We start from the raw sequence: 15,822 nt of genomic DNA on the forward strand, positions 1-15,822 counted from the left end.
GAGGGGCTCGCTGATCACCAGAGGTCGCCACATCGAAAATGCCCTGTCAAGGCGGAAAAGCTGCCTTGACAGGGCATTTTCGATGTGGCAAGGCTTCGCCTGATCAGCGAGCCCCTCCCCACCCCCTGCCCTCCGGGAAAGTTTGTTCTGATCATTTGGCTGCCGGTTTGTGTTCGGGGGCCGCGCCCGTTTGGCAGTGCGGGGGGTTGGGAGTGCGGCGGGCGCTCTTTTCTTTTGGTATCTGCCGGTTTCGTCGGGCTCTCTTGGTGCCTGCCGGTTGGGGCGGTGGTCTGTTGGTATCTGGCGGTTGGGGCGGCGCCCCCTTGGTGCCTGCCGGTTCGCTGGGCTCTCTTGGTGCCTGCCGGATTCGCCGTGCTCGCCAGGTTCGCGGCGGTGTCGGCGGCGCTCCCTTGGTGCCCGCGCTTTGGTCTGTGCTTCCTTGGTGCTGCGGTTTTCGCTGTGCTCTTGGGACAGTCCCGTTGACCGCCGGGGCGGACAGTCGTTGAATGTCGCACGCGGCGGCACCCCGGACCTGAGGAGAAGCGCGATGCGGCGCACCCGAGCAGGCTTGACCGCACTACTGACCGCACTGTTGCTCGGCGGCACGATCACCGTCGCCACCCCGGCCCACGCTGATGACCGAGACGGTCGTCCAGCTCAACGGCGTCATCCCCGTTGAGGTCGACGAACTGGTGTTCGCCGATGGCGGCGCCACGGTGTTCGACCAGCCTCAGACCACGTCGTTCCTGATCACTGACGTGGGGACCGATCCCATCGAGTACGCGAAGGGCCTGACCAGCGGCTCAGGGGACCAGCGGCTCTGCACGGTGACCTCGTCGTTCTCCAACCAGCCCACGATCGTCCCCATCACGATGCAGCGCGGCGCCGGGACCGACTGCGTGTACTTCCGCATCAAGCAGAACTAGCGCGAGGCCGGTCTCGGGTCGGCCGGCGACCCGAGACCGGCCTGTCGGGAGCTAGGCGCGGCAGCGCACCGTGGCCGCGGCCCAGTCGGCGTGGTCCCAGCCGTTGCCGTTGCCGCCGTCGGTCACCACTAGCCGCAGCGTGGTCGCACCGGACACGTCCACGTCGACCGGCACCCCCGCGGCCGTGCCGGTGACCACGGGACTCGCATACCGGCGCTCGCCGTCGGCGTACACCTCGAAGCCGACGCTGCCCTGGCCGCCGGTCTCGTCGTCGACCCCGGCCACCGCTGTGAAGCGCGTGCAAGCGCCACCGAGGTACAGCTCGACAGAGGACTCGGCGTGCGCGCCCAGGCCCGTGGCGAACTTGGTGCCGCGGATGCTGATGCCCGCGCCGTCGCCGCGCTGGTTCTCGCCGTTGCTCGTGTCGCGTTCGACCGGGCCCCAGCCGTTGGACTCGCTGACGAAGTCCAGTTTCGACACCACCGTGTCGCCGCGAGGTGAGGGTGGGGTGGCGGCGAAGTCGAGTGACGTCGTGGTCGACGCTGCGCCCGCGCTCACCTCGGCCAGTACCGGGCGTGCGCCGACCGGCGTGCCTGGGCCCCGCGTGAGGGTGAAGCGGACTGACTTGGTGTCGGTCACCGAGCCTAGATCGAACTGGGCCGGTGACGCGGTCCAGCCGGTGGGGGCGTGCACGGCGCCGCGCACCGCGGCGAGCGGGGCACCGCACGGGTTCGAGACGACCAGGTCCACCGGTACGGACTCGCCCGGCTCCACGGAGGTGCGGGTCGCCTTCAGAGTGGCCTGCGGCGTGCAGTCGACGCGGGAACCCAGCTTGCCCGTCATCACCTCGGTCGGCGTGAGGGGGCGCAGTAGCACCGAGTACGCGTACTCGCTCGACGCGTTCACGCGGTACTGGGGCAGCGGGGCGTGGAAGGTCTCGGACACGCCGGTCACGCGGTGGTCGACGTGCAGGGTCGTGCCATCCTTGTTGGGCTGCAAGGCGAACGGATACGCGGCGCGGTCCAGGTCGTCGTAGCGGGACACCCGGACGTCCAGGTCGCCCGCGACCATCAGGCCGCCGGTGCGGCCGTCGGACAGGGTTGCCCAGCGGGTGTCGGCGTGGTTGCCGTTGTCCTGCGGCTTGTAGTAGTCCTGGTGCTCGCGGTCCACAGTGGACTGGTAGACGCCGAGCGGGGTGCCCAGCTTGCGGTCGTCGTAGTTCTCGCCCGGACCGCGGCCGTACCAGGTGAAGCGCTGGAACTCGTCCGGCACCTTCAGCTTGAAGCCGATGTTCGGCAGGTACGACAGGTCGCGCATCCTGCCCGCCGCGGCCACCCGGTGGGTCAGGCGGATCTCGCCGTCGCCGGACACGCGGTAGGTGAACGTCTGGCCGAACGACGCGTCGGTGACGCCGGACGCGGTGGAGCGCACGGTGATCAGCGCGTCGTCGCCGTCGCGCGTCACCTCCACCGCCGAGGGCGAGGTGGCGAGGCGGTCCAGGCCCGCGCGGTACCACGACGAGTCCTCGCTCATGAACTCGTTGCTCAGCGGCGCGCGCCACGCGTCCAGCGACGGGCCGGTGCGCAGCAGCTCGGTGCCGCGGACGCGCATGGAGGTCAACGTGCCCTGCGCGCGGGAGAGTGCGTAGCGGAAGCCGGGGCCGGTGACCACGACCTCGCGGTCGTTCGACTGCACGGCTACCGGGTCGCGTGGTGCGCCGGTGTGCAGGCCCGCCACGAGTGAGCCGCCGACCTGGAACTGGGCCACGCCCACCTCGGCGCCGGTCTTGCGGTTGATCGCGCGAGTGGTCAGCGTTCGTTCCACCTGCGAGGTGAAGGACGGCAGCTTGGTGGTGCCGACCTTCAGCGGGCGGTTCTCCGCGGCCACGGTGCGGCCGTTCTCCTCGACGCGCCAACGGAGTTCGAGGTCATCGGTGCCGGTGAACACGCGTTCGCTCGCGATGGTCAGGTCACCGTCCTGATAGGACATGTGGATGGGGGAGTGCACGGCCGCCAGCTCCGCCGCCTCCGGCTGGAGCCTGCGGTCGGACCACACCACGCCGTCCACACCACCGGTGCCGGCTCCGTAGGACTCCTTGCGCCCCTTGTCCTCCAGCGTCTCGAAGTCCAGTGCGAGCACGGCGGTGGACTTCGGGTCGGCGGTCAGCTCGGACTCGGTCAGCGCGCGGTGGTAGACGCGGACCTGGTCGATCACGCCGTGCGCCATGCGCGCGGTCGTGTTCTCCTGCATCTCCTCCGCGTCGCGGCCGATGTTCACCGGCCAGTGCGAGAACGCGATCTCGCCGGTCCACGCGCGGGTGCCGACTTCGCGGCCGTCGACCAGCAGGCGCAGCAGGTTCCCGTCGAACGTGCCGGTCACGCGGTGCCAGTTGCCGGTCCAGTCGGCGGGCACCTTCGCCTGCGCGACGTGCCAGCCACCCGCGCCGTACACGTGGAACTCCAGCGTGTCCGCCGACGGCATCTTCAGCGCGTACTGGTGGTTGCCCTTCGAGATGATGGTGAAGCTGCCGGACCACGAGTCCGGCTTCACCCACGCGTCCAGCGTGAGCCCCTTGGACACCGCGTCGAACTTGCGGTCGCGGTAGACCTCGACGAAGTCGTCGAGACCGCTCAACGACAAGGCTTTGCCGACGCGACCGTCCACATGTGACGGAGCGCCGGTCAGATACGTGAAGATGTCGTTGCCCGACGAGTCGGGTGTGGTGAGCAGCGGCAGCTCGATGTTCTGCTCCGCCCAGTCCCAGATGAAGCCGCCCTGCGTCTGCGGGTGCTTGCGGATGACGTCCCAGAACTCCTTGAAGTTGCCGAGGCTGTTGCCCATCGCGTGCGCGTACTCGCCCATGACGATCGGCTTGGTCGTGCGCTGCGCCATCGACTCCAGCCCGGCGGGCGACGGGTAGCGCGGACCCCAGATGTCGGCGAACGGCGCGTCGCCGTCCGGCCCGTTCGACTGGTGGTACAGCGGCCTCGTGTCGTTCTTGCGCGCGTACTCGGCCATCGAGTAGTGCGCCTTGCCGAGTCCCGCCTCGTTGCCGGTGTCCCAGATGATGACGCTCGGGTGGTTCTTGTCGCGCTGCATCATCGCGGTGAACCGGTCGAGGAACGCGGCCTGCCACTCCGGCCGCTCGGCCAGGCAGTTGTTCGGGCACGCGTCGTGGTGGTGCGTCTCGACGTCGATCTCGTCCGCGATCATGATGCCCTCGCGGTCGGCCAGCTCGTACAGGTACGGGTCGCTCGGGTAGTGCGACGTGCGCACGGCGTTGACGTTGAGCCGCTTCATCAGCTCGACGTCGCGTTCCTGCTCGGCGCGGGTGAGGTGCCTGCCGCCCTTGACGGACGTCTCGGCCCGGTTCGTGCCCTTGATCAGCACGCGCTTGCCGTTGATCAGCAGCTGCTTGTCGCGGACCTCGACCTCGCGGAACCCGACCGGCTGCCGCGCCACCTGCACGACCCGGCCACCGGCGTCGAGCAGCTCGATGACGAGCGTGTGCAGGTTCGGCGTCTCGTCCGTCCACTTGGCCGGGTTGCTCACCCTGCCGCCGGTCACCGGCACCATGCGCCCGTTCGCGTCGTACAACGTGGTGCGAGTGCGGTGCCGCGCAACGGAACCGCCGATCTCGACGTTCGCGGACAACGTCGCGTCGCGGTACTCGGCGTCGAGATCGGTCTTGATCGTCACGTCGCGCAGGTAGGCCGCGGGGGTCGAGTAGAGCCACACCGACCGGAATATCCCGCTGAAGCGCCACTGGTCGACGTCCTCCAGATGAGACCCGGAGCCCCAGCGGTGCACCTGCACGGCCAGGATGTTGGGGCCCGCCTTGAGGTGCTTGCTGATGTCGAACTCCGCGGGCGTGTAGCCGCCCTGGTCGTATCCGGCGTAGTTCCCGTTGACCCAGACGAAGTATCCGCTCGTCACGCCTTCGAACCGCAGCACCGTGCGGCGCGCGGCCCAGTCGTCCGGCAGCTCGAACGTCTTGGTGTACGCGCCGGTCGGGTTGACGTCACGGGGTACGCGCGGCGGGTCGTCCGGCCACATCTCGGTGGGGATGTTGCGGAACATCGGGTGATCCAGGCCGTCCGTTTGCCACGTGTGCGGCACGGAAACGCTGCGCCAATCGGCGTTTTCCCTGTTCTGGAAGCCTTTCGGCACGTCCTGCGGCCGCTGCGCCATCCGGATGCGCCACTCGCCGTCCAGTGAGCGCACCCACGGGGAGTCGGCGCCGCGCACCGCGTCCCGCACGTTCGCGTACGGTTTCAGCTCCGCGTGCGGCGGCACCTGCCCCTCGGCCACCATCTGCGGATTCTCCAGGTATGACTGGACGTCCGGATCCGCGGACGCAACCGCCGCAGGGGTGAAGGAGAGCGTCAACAGCACTGCGAGCGCGTGTCGGAGCATGTTCCCTGACGCTAGGGACGGCATGACAACGTCGTCAAGAAATGTCCGATGAATCTGTCCGGGTTAAGGTCCTTCGATGCGCTGGACTCTGCCCGCTCTGCTGGTCGTGTTGTGGCTCGTCGTCGGTGGCATCGGCGGACCGTTGCAGGGCCAGTTGGCCGACGTCCAGAAGAACGACAACGCGTCGTTCCTGCCCGAGTCCGCCGAGGCGACCGAGGTCGCCGACCTGCAGAAGCGGTTCGCGGACAAGCAGTCCCTCCCCGCGCTCGTCCTGTTCGAACGCGACACCGAGCTCACGCAGGACGACCTCATCCTGATCAACGTCAGGACGAACGCGGTGCGCGGCAACGACTTCGTCGTCGGCCAGGTGTTCGGGCGGCCGTCGGAGGACCGCAAGGCGTTCCAGGTGCTCGTGCCCATGCGGCCTGCCGGGTCGGAGACGACCGAGCTGGTCGCCGACCTGCGGACGCAGATGGGGGAGGCGCTGCCGGACGGGCTGCGCGTGTACGTGACCGGCCCGGCCGGGCTGCTCGGCGACTTCGCCAAGGCGTTCGACGGCATCGACGGCCTGCTGCTCGGCGTGACGGCGATCGTGGTCGCGGTGATCCTGGTGATCGTCTACCGCAGCCCGATCCTGCCGCTCGTGGTGCTGATCAACGCCGGGCTGGCGCTGTGCGCGGCCGTGCTCGTCGTGTACGGGCTGGCGAAGTCCGACGTGCTCACGCTGAACGGCCAGAGCCAGGGCATCCTGTTCATCCTCGTGTTCGGCGCGTCGACGGACTACTCGCTGCTGCTCGTCGCCCGGTTCCGCGAGGAACTGCACAGCGAGGAGACGCGCTGGCCCGCGCTGCGCACCGCGTGGAAGCAGTCGTTCGAACCGATCGTGGCGTCCGCGGGCACCGTGATCCTCGGCCTGATGTGCTTGCTGCTGTCCGACCTCAAGTCGAACCAGGGCCTCGGCCCGGTGGCCGCGATCGGCGTCACCGCGTCCGTGCTGGCGACGCTGACGTTCCTGCCCGCCGTGCTGGCGCTGCTCGGGCGCTCGGCGTTCTGGCCGTTCCGCCCGAAGACGGGCACGGACCCGCACAGCCCGCGTTCGCTGTGGACGCGGGTGGCCGCGTTCGTCGGGCGGCGGCCGCGCTGGACGTGGCTGGCCACGGCCGTCGTGCTGCTCGCCGGGGTGGCGTTCGTGCCCCAGTTCAAAGCGGACGGCGTGCCGCAGACCGAGCTGTTCCTGACGCCCGTGGAGTCCGTGCAAGGCCAGGAGGCGCTGAACAAGCACTTCCCCGGCGGCACCGGCTCACCGGTCGTGATCATCGCGCCAGAAGGCTCCGATGTGGAGGCCAGGGTGCGGGCGTTCGACGGCGTGAACGACGTCCAGCGCAACCCGAAGACCGTCGACGGCCTGGTCGAGCTGCGCGCCACGCTGAAGTACCAGGCGGACAGCCCCGAGGCCGTCGCGACGGTGCGTCAGCTGCGGGCCGACCTGGACGCGAAGGTCGGCGGCTCCACCGCCGTGCAGGTCGACGTGCGGGACACGGCCAACCGCGACCTGCGCACGATCATCCCCATCGTGCTGGTGGTGATCTTCCTGGTGCTCGCGCTGCTGCTGCGCGCCCTGCTGGCGCCGGTGCTGCTGATCGCGACCGTGGTGCTGTCGTTCGCCGCGACGCTCGGCGTGGCCGCGCTCGTGTTCAACAACGTGTTCGACTTCCCCGGCGCGGACCCGAGCGTGCCGCTGTTCGCGTTCGTGTTCCTCGTGGCGCTGGGGATCGACTACAACATCTTCCTGATGACGCGGGTGCGCGAGGAGTCGCTGCTGCACGGCACCCGCGCGGGCACCCTGCGCGGCCTGACCGTGACCGGCGGCGTGATCACCTCGGCGGGCGTCGTGCTGGCGGCGACGTTCGCCGCGCTGTCGGTCCTGCCGCTGCTGTTCCTGGCCCAGATCGCGTTCCTGGTGGCGTTCGGCGTGCTGCTCGACACGCTGCTGGTGCGATCACTGCTGGTACCGGCCCTGACCGTCGACATCGGCGGGCGCGTGTGGTGGCCTGCGCGTTTCCCAGCAGACGGAAAGTCCGCTCCAGCGCTCCGCTCGGGTTAGATTCGAGGCCATGCAGACCTGGTCAACGATTCCTGTGCCGCGGGTTCCGGGTGAACCCCGCCCCCTGCGGCTGTTCGACACGGCTACGGGCGAGACAAGGCCCACCGCGCCGGGAGACACCGCCAGGTTGTACGTGTGCGGCATCACGCCCTACGACGCGACGCACCTCGGTCACGCGGCGACGTACCTCGCGTTCGACCTGGTCAACCGGGTGTGGCTCGACAACGGCCACGACGTCCACTACGTCCAGAACGTCACCGACGTCGACGACCCGCTGCTCGAGCGGGCCGCGCGCGACAAGGACGACTGGGTGGTGCTCGCCATGCGCGAGACCGCCCTGTACCGCGAGGACATGGAGGCGCTGCGCGTCCTGCCCCCGCGCGAGTACGTCGGCGCGGTCGAGGCCATCCCCGAGGTGGTCGAGATCATCGCCAAGCTCCTGGCCGACGGCGCCGCCTACCGCGTCGACGACCCCGAGCACCCCGACGTGTACTTCTCCCGTGACGCGAGCGGCCACTTCGGCTACGAGTCGAACTACGACGAGGAGACGATGCTGCGCTTCTTCGCGGAGCGCGGCGGCGATCCGGAACGGCCTGGTAAGCGCCATCCTCTCGACGCACTGCTGTGGCGCACGGCGCGTCCCGGCGAGCCGTCGTGGGCGTCCGAGCTGGGGGAGGGGCGGCCCGGCTGGCACATCGAGTGCAGCGCCATCGCCCACAACCGCCTCGGCATGGGCTTCGACGTCCAGGGCGGCGGGTCGGACCTGATCTTCCCGCACCACGAGTACAGCGCGGCGCACGCCGAGGCGCAGACCGGTGAGCACCCCTTCGCCCGGCACTACGTGCACGCCGGGATGATCGGGCTCGACGGCGAGAAGATGTCCAAGTCCCGCGGCAACCTCGTGTTCGTGTCCAAGCTGCGGTCGCAGAAGGTCGATCCCAACGCGATCCGGCTGGCGCTGTTCGCGGGGCACTACCGATCCGACCGCGCGTGGACCGACTCGCTGCTGGCCGAGGCGCAGTCCAGGTTGGACCGGTGGCGGCTGGCCGCCGCGCTGCAGGCCGGGCCGTCCTCTGTGGACACCATCGCCCGGTTGCGGGACCACCTGGGCAACGACCTGGACACGCCCAAGGCGCTGGCCGCGGTGGACGCGTGGGCCGATGAGGCCCTGTCGACGGGCGGGAACGAGACCCACGCCCCGGCCCAGATCCGGGTGGCCGTGGACGCTCTGCTCGGCGTAGCTCTCTAGGAAATGCCGCGGGGGCACCTCCACGGATGGAGGTGCCCCCGACGGTTCTTCAGCACTTACAGGTCGAGCGTCCAGCTGTCGATGTTGCCGGTGTCGAGGAAGGCCTTGTCACTGGCCCGCAACGTCCACGTGCCGTTGGCCGCCTCCGACGACAGGTTCACGGTGTAGGTCTCGTGAATGTCGTTGGCGGAACCACCGGTGCGGTTGTGCAGGTTGTAGACGGTGCCGTCCGGCGCCACCAGGTCGACGACCAGGTCACCCTTCCAGGTGTGGATGATGTCGACCTTGACCGAGGCGGTCGCGGAGCCGTTGCCGGAGCAGCCGGAGATCGCGATCGGCGAGGACGCCGTGCCGAGGTCGGGGATGTTGAAGTTGGCGTCGTTGGTCTTGGCGGCGCAGCCGGTGCCGACCGGGTTGACCGTCCAGCTGAACGACGCGCTGCCGGTCTTGCCCGCGCTGTCGGTCACCGTGGCGGTCACGGTGGACGTGCCCGCCGTGGTGGGCGTGCCGCTGATCAGGCCGGACGACGACGCCGACAGGCCGGCCGGGAGGCCGGTGACGGACCACGTGTACGGCGAGGTGCCGCCGGTGGCGGCCAGCTGCAGGCTCACCGCGGAGCCGACCGTGCTCGTCTGGGCACCGGGGTTGGTGACCGACGGGTTGCCCGGCTGGGTGCCGCTCGGGTTCGTGAACAGCAGGCGGTTCGGCGAGCCGGTGCCGGGGTTGGTGACCTTGTTCGCGGTGGACGCGGCGAACAGACCCGCAGCCACCTGCGCCGGGGTGTCAGTCCGGTGAGTTTCCAGCCACAGCGCTGCGGCGCCCGCGACGTGGGGGGTCGCCATCGACGTGCCGCTGATGGTGTTGGTGGCGGTGTCGTTGGTGTTCCACGAGGACGTGATGCCCTCACCCGGCGCGAAGATGTCCGTGCAGGTGCCGAAGTTCGAGAACGAGGCACGGGTGTCGGTGCGGGTCGACGCGTTCACCGTGATCGCCTCGGTCACGCGGGCCGGGGACGTGGTGCACGCGTCGGTGTTCGAGTTGCCCGAGGCGATGGCGTAGGTGATGCCGGCCGCGATGGAACGGCGGACCGCCGAGTCCAGGGTGGCGTCCGCGCCGCCGCCGAGCGACATGTTGGCGACCGCAGGCTTCACGGCGTTCGCGGTCACCCAGTCGATGCCGCCGACGACGCCGGCGGTGGTGCCGGAGCCCTGGCAGTTCAGCACCTTGACGGCGACGACCTTGGCCGCCTTCGCGAGGCCGTACTGCGAGCCTCCGATGTTGCCCGCCACGTGCGTGCCGTGGCCGTGGCAGTCGCTGTTGTTGCCGTCACCCGAGGTGTTGGTGCCCCAGGTGGCGCGGCCGCCGAACGTCTGGTGCGTGGTGCGCACACCGGTGTCGATGACGTACGCGGTGACGCTGCTGGCGGTCGTGTCGTAGGTGTAGCTGTTGCTCAGCGGCAGGTCCCGCTGGTCGACGCGGTCCAGACCCCACGACGGCGGGTTCTGCTGCGTGTCGAGCAGCTTCACCTCGGCGTCCTGCTGGACGAACGCGACGCGCGGGTCCGCGGCCAGGCGGGCGGCCTGTGCCGCGTTCATCTTCACCGAGAAGCCGGTCAGCGCGTGCTGCCAGACGGCACCGACCTGGCCGCCGTACTTCTTGGTGAGGTCGCGGGACGTCTGGGGTGCGGCGGCCCTCGACACCGACACCTCGTTCAGTCCCACGATGTAGCTGTCCGCGACTCGGTCGGCGCGATCAGCGCCGAGGATCGTCCCGGTCAGGTCCTGTGCGGATGCGGCGGGAACAACAGCGGCAGCGAGCGTTACGGCAGCCGCTGCGGCCAATCCCATACCGACGATTCTTCGCATGGCAGGGTTTCTCCCTCGTGCAGGGAATCAGGGAGTTCTGAAACTAACCCCTGGACCGATGCCGGAGCGATACTGTCGAGAAAGGACATTCAACTGTTGCGCTGCTTGGGGGAACTGTGCTGCGGGTGTTCGGGGTAATTCTGGCCCTGGCTACTCTGTGTGGGTGTGGGGTCCTCGCTGGCCCCAGGCCGAATCTTGCAGACCCCGCAACCGTCGTTGTGCCTGGTCAACCCCCTGATCGTCCGGAAACCTTGACAGAATTGGAAGTTCCGGGTGAACGAATGCCCGGCGCCGAGGAACGATTGCGCGCGGCCGTGGGTGCAATCGCTCCCACGCTGAAGATCGATCGAACGGCTTCCGCGATGTCCGGTGAATCCCGATTCGTCGCCGCACTCGTCGGCGACGGATCCGGGGGATTCGGTGTCGTGACACTCGCGTGGGAGGTTCCGCCGTTCACCCAGTCCGAGATCGCGTGCGGCAAGTCGCCGGACTGCCGCGCCGAGATCCGGCCGGACGGTTCGGGAGTCGTGATCATCGAGCGCGCGGGCTACGGGTCGGTCGAGCGCTACCGGGCGGACGGGATCCAGGAGCGGTGGGTGACCGCTGAGAACGAGCCCGAGGCGGTCGGTGCGCGGTTCTGGACCGGAGGACCGGGGCTCGGCGAGGCGCCGCTGACGGTCGCCCAACTGATCACGCTGGCCGATGATCCCGCCCTCGTCGAGTGACGCTGAGTCACTGAAATAGGCACGGGAGATACATCAAGTAGTCCTATAGCACGAGAAAAATCGACGTCTACCCGTCGATCGGCCCTAGCCATGTGACGGCACGACTGCTTAGCGTCACCCACACGGAGGATCGAACTGATCGGGCAGTTCGACCGCTGGGGACGCCTGTTCGTCTGGTGTCGTGCGGACCACGTAGCGGCGTGGTCGATCTCCTCATCGCGGTTGTCCTGCCCGGCGTTACAGGCGGTTCTCCGACCCTGCAGCCGAAGGAAGAGGAGAAGTGCCTATGAAGCGCATGGGTGTCGCGGTCGTCGCCGTGTTGGCGGCCGGTGCATATGCGACGGCAACCCCTGCCGCCGTCGCCGAACCGTCCGCCGACCTGCTCGCCGCCGTCCAGCGCGACCTCGGGCTGAACCCGCAGCAGGCTGCGGAGAGGTTCCGTCAGGAGAGCAAGGCCGCTGTCCTGCAGCACGTCGTCAAGGGCCTCGCGGGCGAGCAGTTCGCCGGGGCGTGGTTCGACGCGGCGAGCGGCAAGCTGGTGGTCGGTGTGACGGACGCGGCGAAGGCGGCCGCGCTGCGCAACCTCGGCACCGAGCCGAAGGTCGTGGCGCACACGGCACAGGAGCTCGACGCCGCGAAGGCCGAGTTGGACGGTGCCGGCAAGGCGCCTGCCTCGGTCACCAGCTGGTTCGTCGACGAGGCTGCGAACATCGTGACGGTGAACGTCAAGCGCGGCCAGGCCGACACCGCGAAGTCCTTCGTGGACGGTGCGGGCCCGCTGGTTCGCGTGGTGGAGACCGACGACGCGCCCAAGCTGTTCAAGGACATCCGGGGCGGCGACGCGTACTACATCAACAACGCGGGTCGCTGCTCGATCGGGTTCGCGGTGGAGGGCGGGTTCGTGTCCGCCGGTCACTGCGGCTCGCCCGGTGACTCGGTGGCCGGTGTCGACCGGACGCCGCTCGGCGAGTTCGAGGAGTCTTCCTTCCCCGGCAACGACTACTCCTGGGTGCGGTCGAACTCCTCGTGGACGCCGACGGCGAAGGTGAACCACTACGGCGGCGCCGACGTCATCGTCAGCGGTTCCACCGAGGCCGCGGTCGGTGCCTCGATCTGCCGTTCCGGCTCGACGACGGGCTGGCACTGCGGCACGGTCGGCGCGAAGAACCAGACCGTGAACTACCAGGAGGGCTCGGTCAGCGGACTCACCCGCACGAACGTGTGCGCGGAGCCCGGTGACTCGGGTGGCTCGTGGGTCAGCGGCACGCAGGCGCAGGGCGTCACGTCCGGCGGATCGGGCAACTGCACCAGCGGTGGCACGACGTTCTTCCAGCCGGTCAACGAGATCCTGTCCACGTACAACCTGACCCTGATCACGGGCTGAGGTTGATGAGGGGAGCTTTCATCAACCTCACGTTGATGAAAGCTCCCCTCATGAAGATCAGCCGTCCTGGTTCGCCAGCCACTTGTCGCGGTGGGCGTGCCAGCGTTCGAGCATGCTGGGCAGCTCGGAGTGCATGAACTGGAAGAACTCGAGCGACTCGCCGAGCCTGATCCCGGCTCTGGACTTCGCCCCGACGGCCGCGATGCCCTCCCGGAGGGTCTCCTCCCAGAGCTTCCACATCTGCTCCTTGCGGATCGAAGCCTCGTACCAGGCGTCGTCGCGCATCCGGTAGTAGTCACGCCGTGAGCCGGGCTCACGCTCGCGGGTGACCAGGTTGACCTGACTGAGGTAGCGCACCGCTCCGGACACCGCTGCTGGGCTGATCTGCAGCGACTCCGCGATCTCGGCCGCGTTGAGCCGTCCGGAGTCCGTGGCGAGCAGCGCGGCGAGAATGCGCGCGGGCATGCGGGCCATGCCTGCGTCGGCCATGGCGGCACCGAACCGTTCGACGAACTGGCTCACTGCCTGTTGGTCACGCTCTGTCACCTGTGTCACCGCCGCATCATCTCTTCCGCTCCCCCGAACGAGCAATATTTACGTACTTCACGAAGTTGTGAAAGAAGTGTAGCTTACGGCCATGACATACGCGATATCCGTGTCGGACCTGGTCAAGACCTTCGGTCCGACGCGTGCACTGGACGGGCTCGACCTGACCGTCCGGACCGGTGAGGTGCACGGCTTCCTCGGCCCCAACGGCGCGGGCAAGTCCACCACGATCCGGGTTCTGCTGGGCCTGCTGCGGGCCGACTCCGGCACCGCGCGGCTGCTCGACGGCGACCCGTGGCGGGACACCGCCGCGCTGCACCGCCGGCTCGCCTACGTCCCCGGCGACGTCAACCTCTGGCCGAACCTGACCGGTGGCGAGGTGATCGACCTGCTCGGCAGGCTGCGTGGCGGCCTGAACGAGAAGCGGCGCGCCGACCTGCTGGAGCGCTTCGAGCTCGACCCGCGCAAGAAGGGCCGCACCTACTCGAAGGGCAACCGGCAGAAGGTGGCGGTCGTCGCGGCGCTCTCGTCCGACGTCGAGCTGCTCGTGCTCGACGAGCCGACGTCCGGGCTGGACCCGTTGATGGAGGCCGTCTTCCAGGAGTGCATCAACGAGGAGCGCGAGCGCGGCCGCACCGTGCTGCTCTCCAGTCACATCCTGGCCGAGGTCGAGGCGCTGTGCGACCGGGTGAGCATCATCCGCACCGGCAAGATCGTCGAGACCGGCACGATGGCCGAGCTGCGGCACCTGACCCGCACCAGCATCGCCGCCGAGCTCGCGTCCCCGCCGAACGGCATCGCGAACCTGCCCGGCGTCCACGACCTGAAGGCCGAGGGCAACCGGGTCCGGTTCGAGGTCGACTCGGACAAGCTCGACGCCGTGCTCAAGCAGCTCGTCGACTCCGGCGTGCGCACGCTCACCAGCCAGCCGCCGACGCTCGAAGAGCTGTTCCTGCGCCACTACGAGGACGCGAAATGATCGGCACCTGGAACCTCGTGCGGCTCGCGCTGCGCCGCGACCGGATCATCCTGCCGGTCTGGATCATCGCGATCGTCGGCATCACGTTGTCCACGGCGACGGCGCTCGAGGAGCTCTACCCGGTGGGGCAGGCGAGGCAGCAGCTGTCGCTGACGGCCAACACCAACCCCGCGTTCCTCGCCATGCTCGGCCCGCTGCGCGACGCGCACACGCTCGGCGGCCTGCTCGCCTGGCGCTGGGGCCTGCTCGCGGCGCTCGCCGCGGGCGTGATGAGCATGCTGCTGGTCACCCGGCACACCCGTGCCGAGGAAGAGGCCGGACGGCTGGAGCTCATCGGCTCCACCGTCGTCGGCAGGCACGCGCCGCTCGCGGCCGCCGTCCTCACGGCGTTCGGGGCGAACGTCCTGATCGGCGGCCTGATCGTGGCCCTGCTGCTGGGCAAGGGCCTGCCCGCCGAGGGTGCGATCGCGTTCGCGTCGTCGATCACCGTGACCGGCTGGGCGTTCACCGCGGTCAGCGCGTTCACCGCGCAGCTGTCCGAGAACTCCCGCACCGCCAACAGCATGGCCGGTGCCGTCGTCGCGGGCACCTACCTGGTGCGCGCCGCCGGTGACTCGGCGGGGGACAGCGGCCCGACCTGGCTCACCTGGCTGTCGCCGCTCGGCTGGGCCGAGCAGGTGCACGCGTTCGCCGGTGACCGCTACTGGGTGTTCGCGCTTCCGCTCGCGCTCGTCGTCGTGCTGCTCACGACGTCCGCGGTGATCGTCACGAAGCGCGACGTCGGCCTCGGCCTGCTGCCGACCCGGCTCGGCTCCGCACGCGGCGCCCCGTCGCTGCGCAGCCCGTTCGGGCTGGCGTGGCGGCTGCAGCGCGGCTCGCTGATCGGCTGGACGGCCGGGTTGTTCCTCCTCGGCGTCGTCTACGGCAGCATCGCGCAGGCGGTCGGGGACATGGTCAACGACAACCCGTTGATGAAGAAGGTGATCAGCGCGATCGGCGGCTCGGGCGGCCTGATCGACATCTACCTGGCGACGATCTTCGGGATGATCGGCATGATCTCGTCGATCTACCTGGTGCAGGCCACCCTGCGGCTGCGCTCGGAGGAGACGTCGTTCCGCGCCGAGCCGCTGCTCGCGACTCCCGTGAGCAGGCCGGCGTGGGTGGCGAGCCACTTCCTGTTCGCGATCGTCGGCGGCGCGCTGGTGCTCGGGGCCGCAGGGCTCGGCGTCGGGCTCACGCACGGCCTGCGCGAGGGCGACGTCGGCGGCATCCTGCCGCGCATGCTCGGCGCGGCGCTGGCCCAGCTGCCCGCCGCGTGGGTCGTCGCCGGGATCGCGCTGGTGCTGTTCGGGCTGTTCCCGCAGCTCACCGGCGTGACCTGGGGCGTGCTCGGCGCGTGCCTGGTGCTGACCATGTTCGGGCCGGTGATGAAGCTGCCCCAGCTGCTGATGGACCTGTCGCCGTTCACGCATCTGCCGAAGCTGCCGGGCGCGACCTGGACGGCCGAGCCGCTGCTGTGGCTGGTCGGCGCGGCACTCGTGCTGGTGGCGGCCGGGTTCGCCGGGTTCCGGAGGCGCGACTTGACCACGTGACGTCGCGGTGAGAATCTGAAAGATCCCTTTCGAAAG

10 protein-coding genes are annotated in these 15,822 nt (G+C 69.3%); 7 read left to right on the plus strand and 3 right to left on the minus strand.

The window, feature by feature from the left end; genetic code table 11:
- The first annotated feature begins 635 nt into the window (after positions 1-635).
- Complete coding sequence (locus tag FKR81_RS40680; protein WP_146360559.1) at positions 636-926, plus strand: hypothetical protein; 291 nt, start codon at positions 636-638, stop codon at positions 924-926.
- A 51-nt stretch (positions 927-977) separates the two neighbouring features.
- Here the strand turns inward: FKR81_RS40680 and FKR81_RS40685 are convergent, their stop codons facing one another.
- The gene (locus tag FKR81_RS40685) at positions 978-5,342 is read right to left on the minus strand and encodes a glycoside hydrolase family 2 TIM barrel-domain containing protein (protein WP_146360561.1); all 4,365 of its coding nucleotides are present in this window, start codon (positions 5,340-5,342) and stop codon (positions 978-980) included.
- Between the two features lie 76 nt (positions 5,343-5,418).
- Here FKR81_RS40685 and FKR81_RS40690 point away from each other — a divergent pair, with 76 nt between their 5' ends.
- Together FKR81_RS40690 and mshC are read left to right on the plus strand one after the other, a co-directional pair.
- On the plus strand, positions 5,419-7,446 hold the full coding sequence (locus tag FKR81_RS40690; protein ID WP_146360563.1) for an MMPL family transporter: 2,028 nt from the start codon (positions 5,419-5,421) through the stop codon (positions 7,444-7,446).
- 10 nt (positions 7,447-7,456) lie between these two features.
- Positions 7,457-8,695 carry a cysteine--1-D-myo-inosityl 2-amino-2-deoxy-alpha-D-glucopyranoside ligase gene (gene mshC, locus FKR81_RS40695; RefSeq protein WP_146360565.1) on the plus strand — a complete coding sequence of 413 codons (1,239 nt, stop codon included), beginning with the start codon at positions 7,457-7,459 and terminating at the stop codon, positions 8,693-8,695.
- A gap of 56 nt (positions 8,696-8,751) precedes the next feature.
- On the opposite strand, the gene FKR81_RS40700 is transcribed toward mshC, so the two are convergent.
- Complete coding sequence (locus tag FKR81_RS40700) at positions 8,752-10,560, minus strand: S8 family serine peptidase (protein ID WP_146360567.1); 1,809 nt, start codon at positions 10,558-10,560, stop codon at positions 8,752-8,754.
- 362 nt (positions 10,561-10,922) lie between these two features.
- Here FKR81_RS40700 and FKR81_RS40705 point away from each other — a divergent pair, with 362 nt between their 5' ends.
- Both FKR81_RS40705 and FKR81_RS40710 read left to right on the plus strand, forming a co-directional pair.
- Positions 10,923-11,285 carry a hypothetical protein gene (locus FKR81_RS40705; RefSeq protein ID WP_146360569.1) on the plus strand — a complete coding sequence of 121 codons (363 nt, stop codon included), beginning with the start codon at positions 10,923-10,925 and terminating at the stop codon, positions 11,283-11,285.
- A gap of 286 nt (positions 11,286-11,571) precedes the next feature.
- Positions 11,572-12,669, plus strand: a complete 1,098-nt coding sequence (locus FKR81_RS40710; RefSeq protein ID WP_146360571.1) for a S1 family peptidase — start codon at positions 11,572-11,574, stop codon at positions 12,667-12,669.
- Between the two features lie 57 nt (positions 12,670-12,726).
- On the opposite strand, the gene FKR81_RS40715 is transcribed toward FKR81_RS40710, so the two are convergent.
- Positions 12,727-13,215, minus strand: coding sequence for a GbsR/MarR family transcriptional regulator (locus tag FKR81_RS40715; RefSeq protein ID WP_328593196.1), 489 nt, complete (start codon positions 13,213-13,215; stop codon positions 12,727-12,729).
- Between the two features lie 91 nt (positions 13,216-13,306).
- Between FKR81_RS40715 and FKR81_RS40720 the strand changes: the two genes are divergently transcribed.
- A complete protein-coding gene (locus FKR81_RS40720) occupies positions 13,307-14,194 on the plus strand; it encodes an ABC transporter ATP-binding protein (RefSeq protein WP_146360573.1) in 888 nt (295 codons plus the stop codon).
- Positions 14,191-15,786 (plus strand): ABC transporter permease, encoded by a 1,596-nt coding sequence (locus FKR81_RS40725; RefSeq protein WP_146360575.1) that lies wholly within the window; start codon positions 14,191-14,193, stop codon positions 15,784-15,786. Before FKR81_RS40720 ends, FKR81_RS40725 begins: the two co-directional genes overlap by 4 nt.
- The last annotated feature ends 36 nt before the right edge of the window (positions 15,787-15,822 follow it).

Source organism: Lentzea tibetensis (assembly GCF_007845675.1).
In the GTDB taxonomy this organism is placed as follows: domain Bacteria; phylum Actinomycetota; class Actinomycetes; order Mycobacteriales; family Pseudonocardiaceae; genus Lentzea; species Lentzea tibetensis.

Excerpts from the sequence above, each read along its gene's own strand:
- FKR81_RS40710 (WP_146360571.1), top strand. The coding sequence starts at position 11,572 with ATGAAGCGCATGGGTGTCGCGGTCGTCGCCGTGTTGGCGGCCGGTGCA.
- mshC (WP_146360565.1), top strand. The coding sequence starts at position 7,457 with ATGCAGACCTGGTCAACGATTCCTGTGCCGCGGGTTCCGGGTGAACCC.
- FKR81_RS40705 (WP_146360569.1), top strand. The coding sequence starts at position 10,923 with ATGTCCGGTGAATCCCGATTCGTCGCCGCACTCGTCGGCGACGGATCC.
- FKR81_RS40690 (WP_146360563.1), top strand. The coding sequence starts at position 5,419 with ATGCGCTGGACTCTGCCCGCTCTGCTGGTCGTGTTGTGGCTCGTCGTC.
- FKR81_RS40720 (WP_146360573.1), top strand. The coding sequence starts at position 13,307 with ATGACATACGCGATATCCGTGTCGGACCTGGTCAAGACCTTCGGTCCG.
- FKR81_RS40700 (WP_146360567.1), bottom strand. The coding sequence starts at position 10,560 with ATGCGAAGAATCGTCGGTATGGGATTGGCCGCAGCGGCTGCCGTAACG.
- FKR81_RS40685 (WP_146360561.1), bottom strand. The coding sequence starts at position 5,342 with ATGCTCCGACACGCGCTCGCAGTGCTGTTGACGCTCTCCTTCACCCCT.
- FKR81_RS40725 (WP_146360575.1), top strand. The coding sequence starts at position 14,191 with ATGATCGGCACCTGGAACCTCGTGCGGCTCGCGCTGCGCCGCGACCGG.
- FKR81_RS40680 (WP_146360559.1), top strand. The coding sequence starts at position 636 with ATGACCGAGACGGTCGTCCAGCTCAACGGCGTCATCCCCGTTGAGGTC.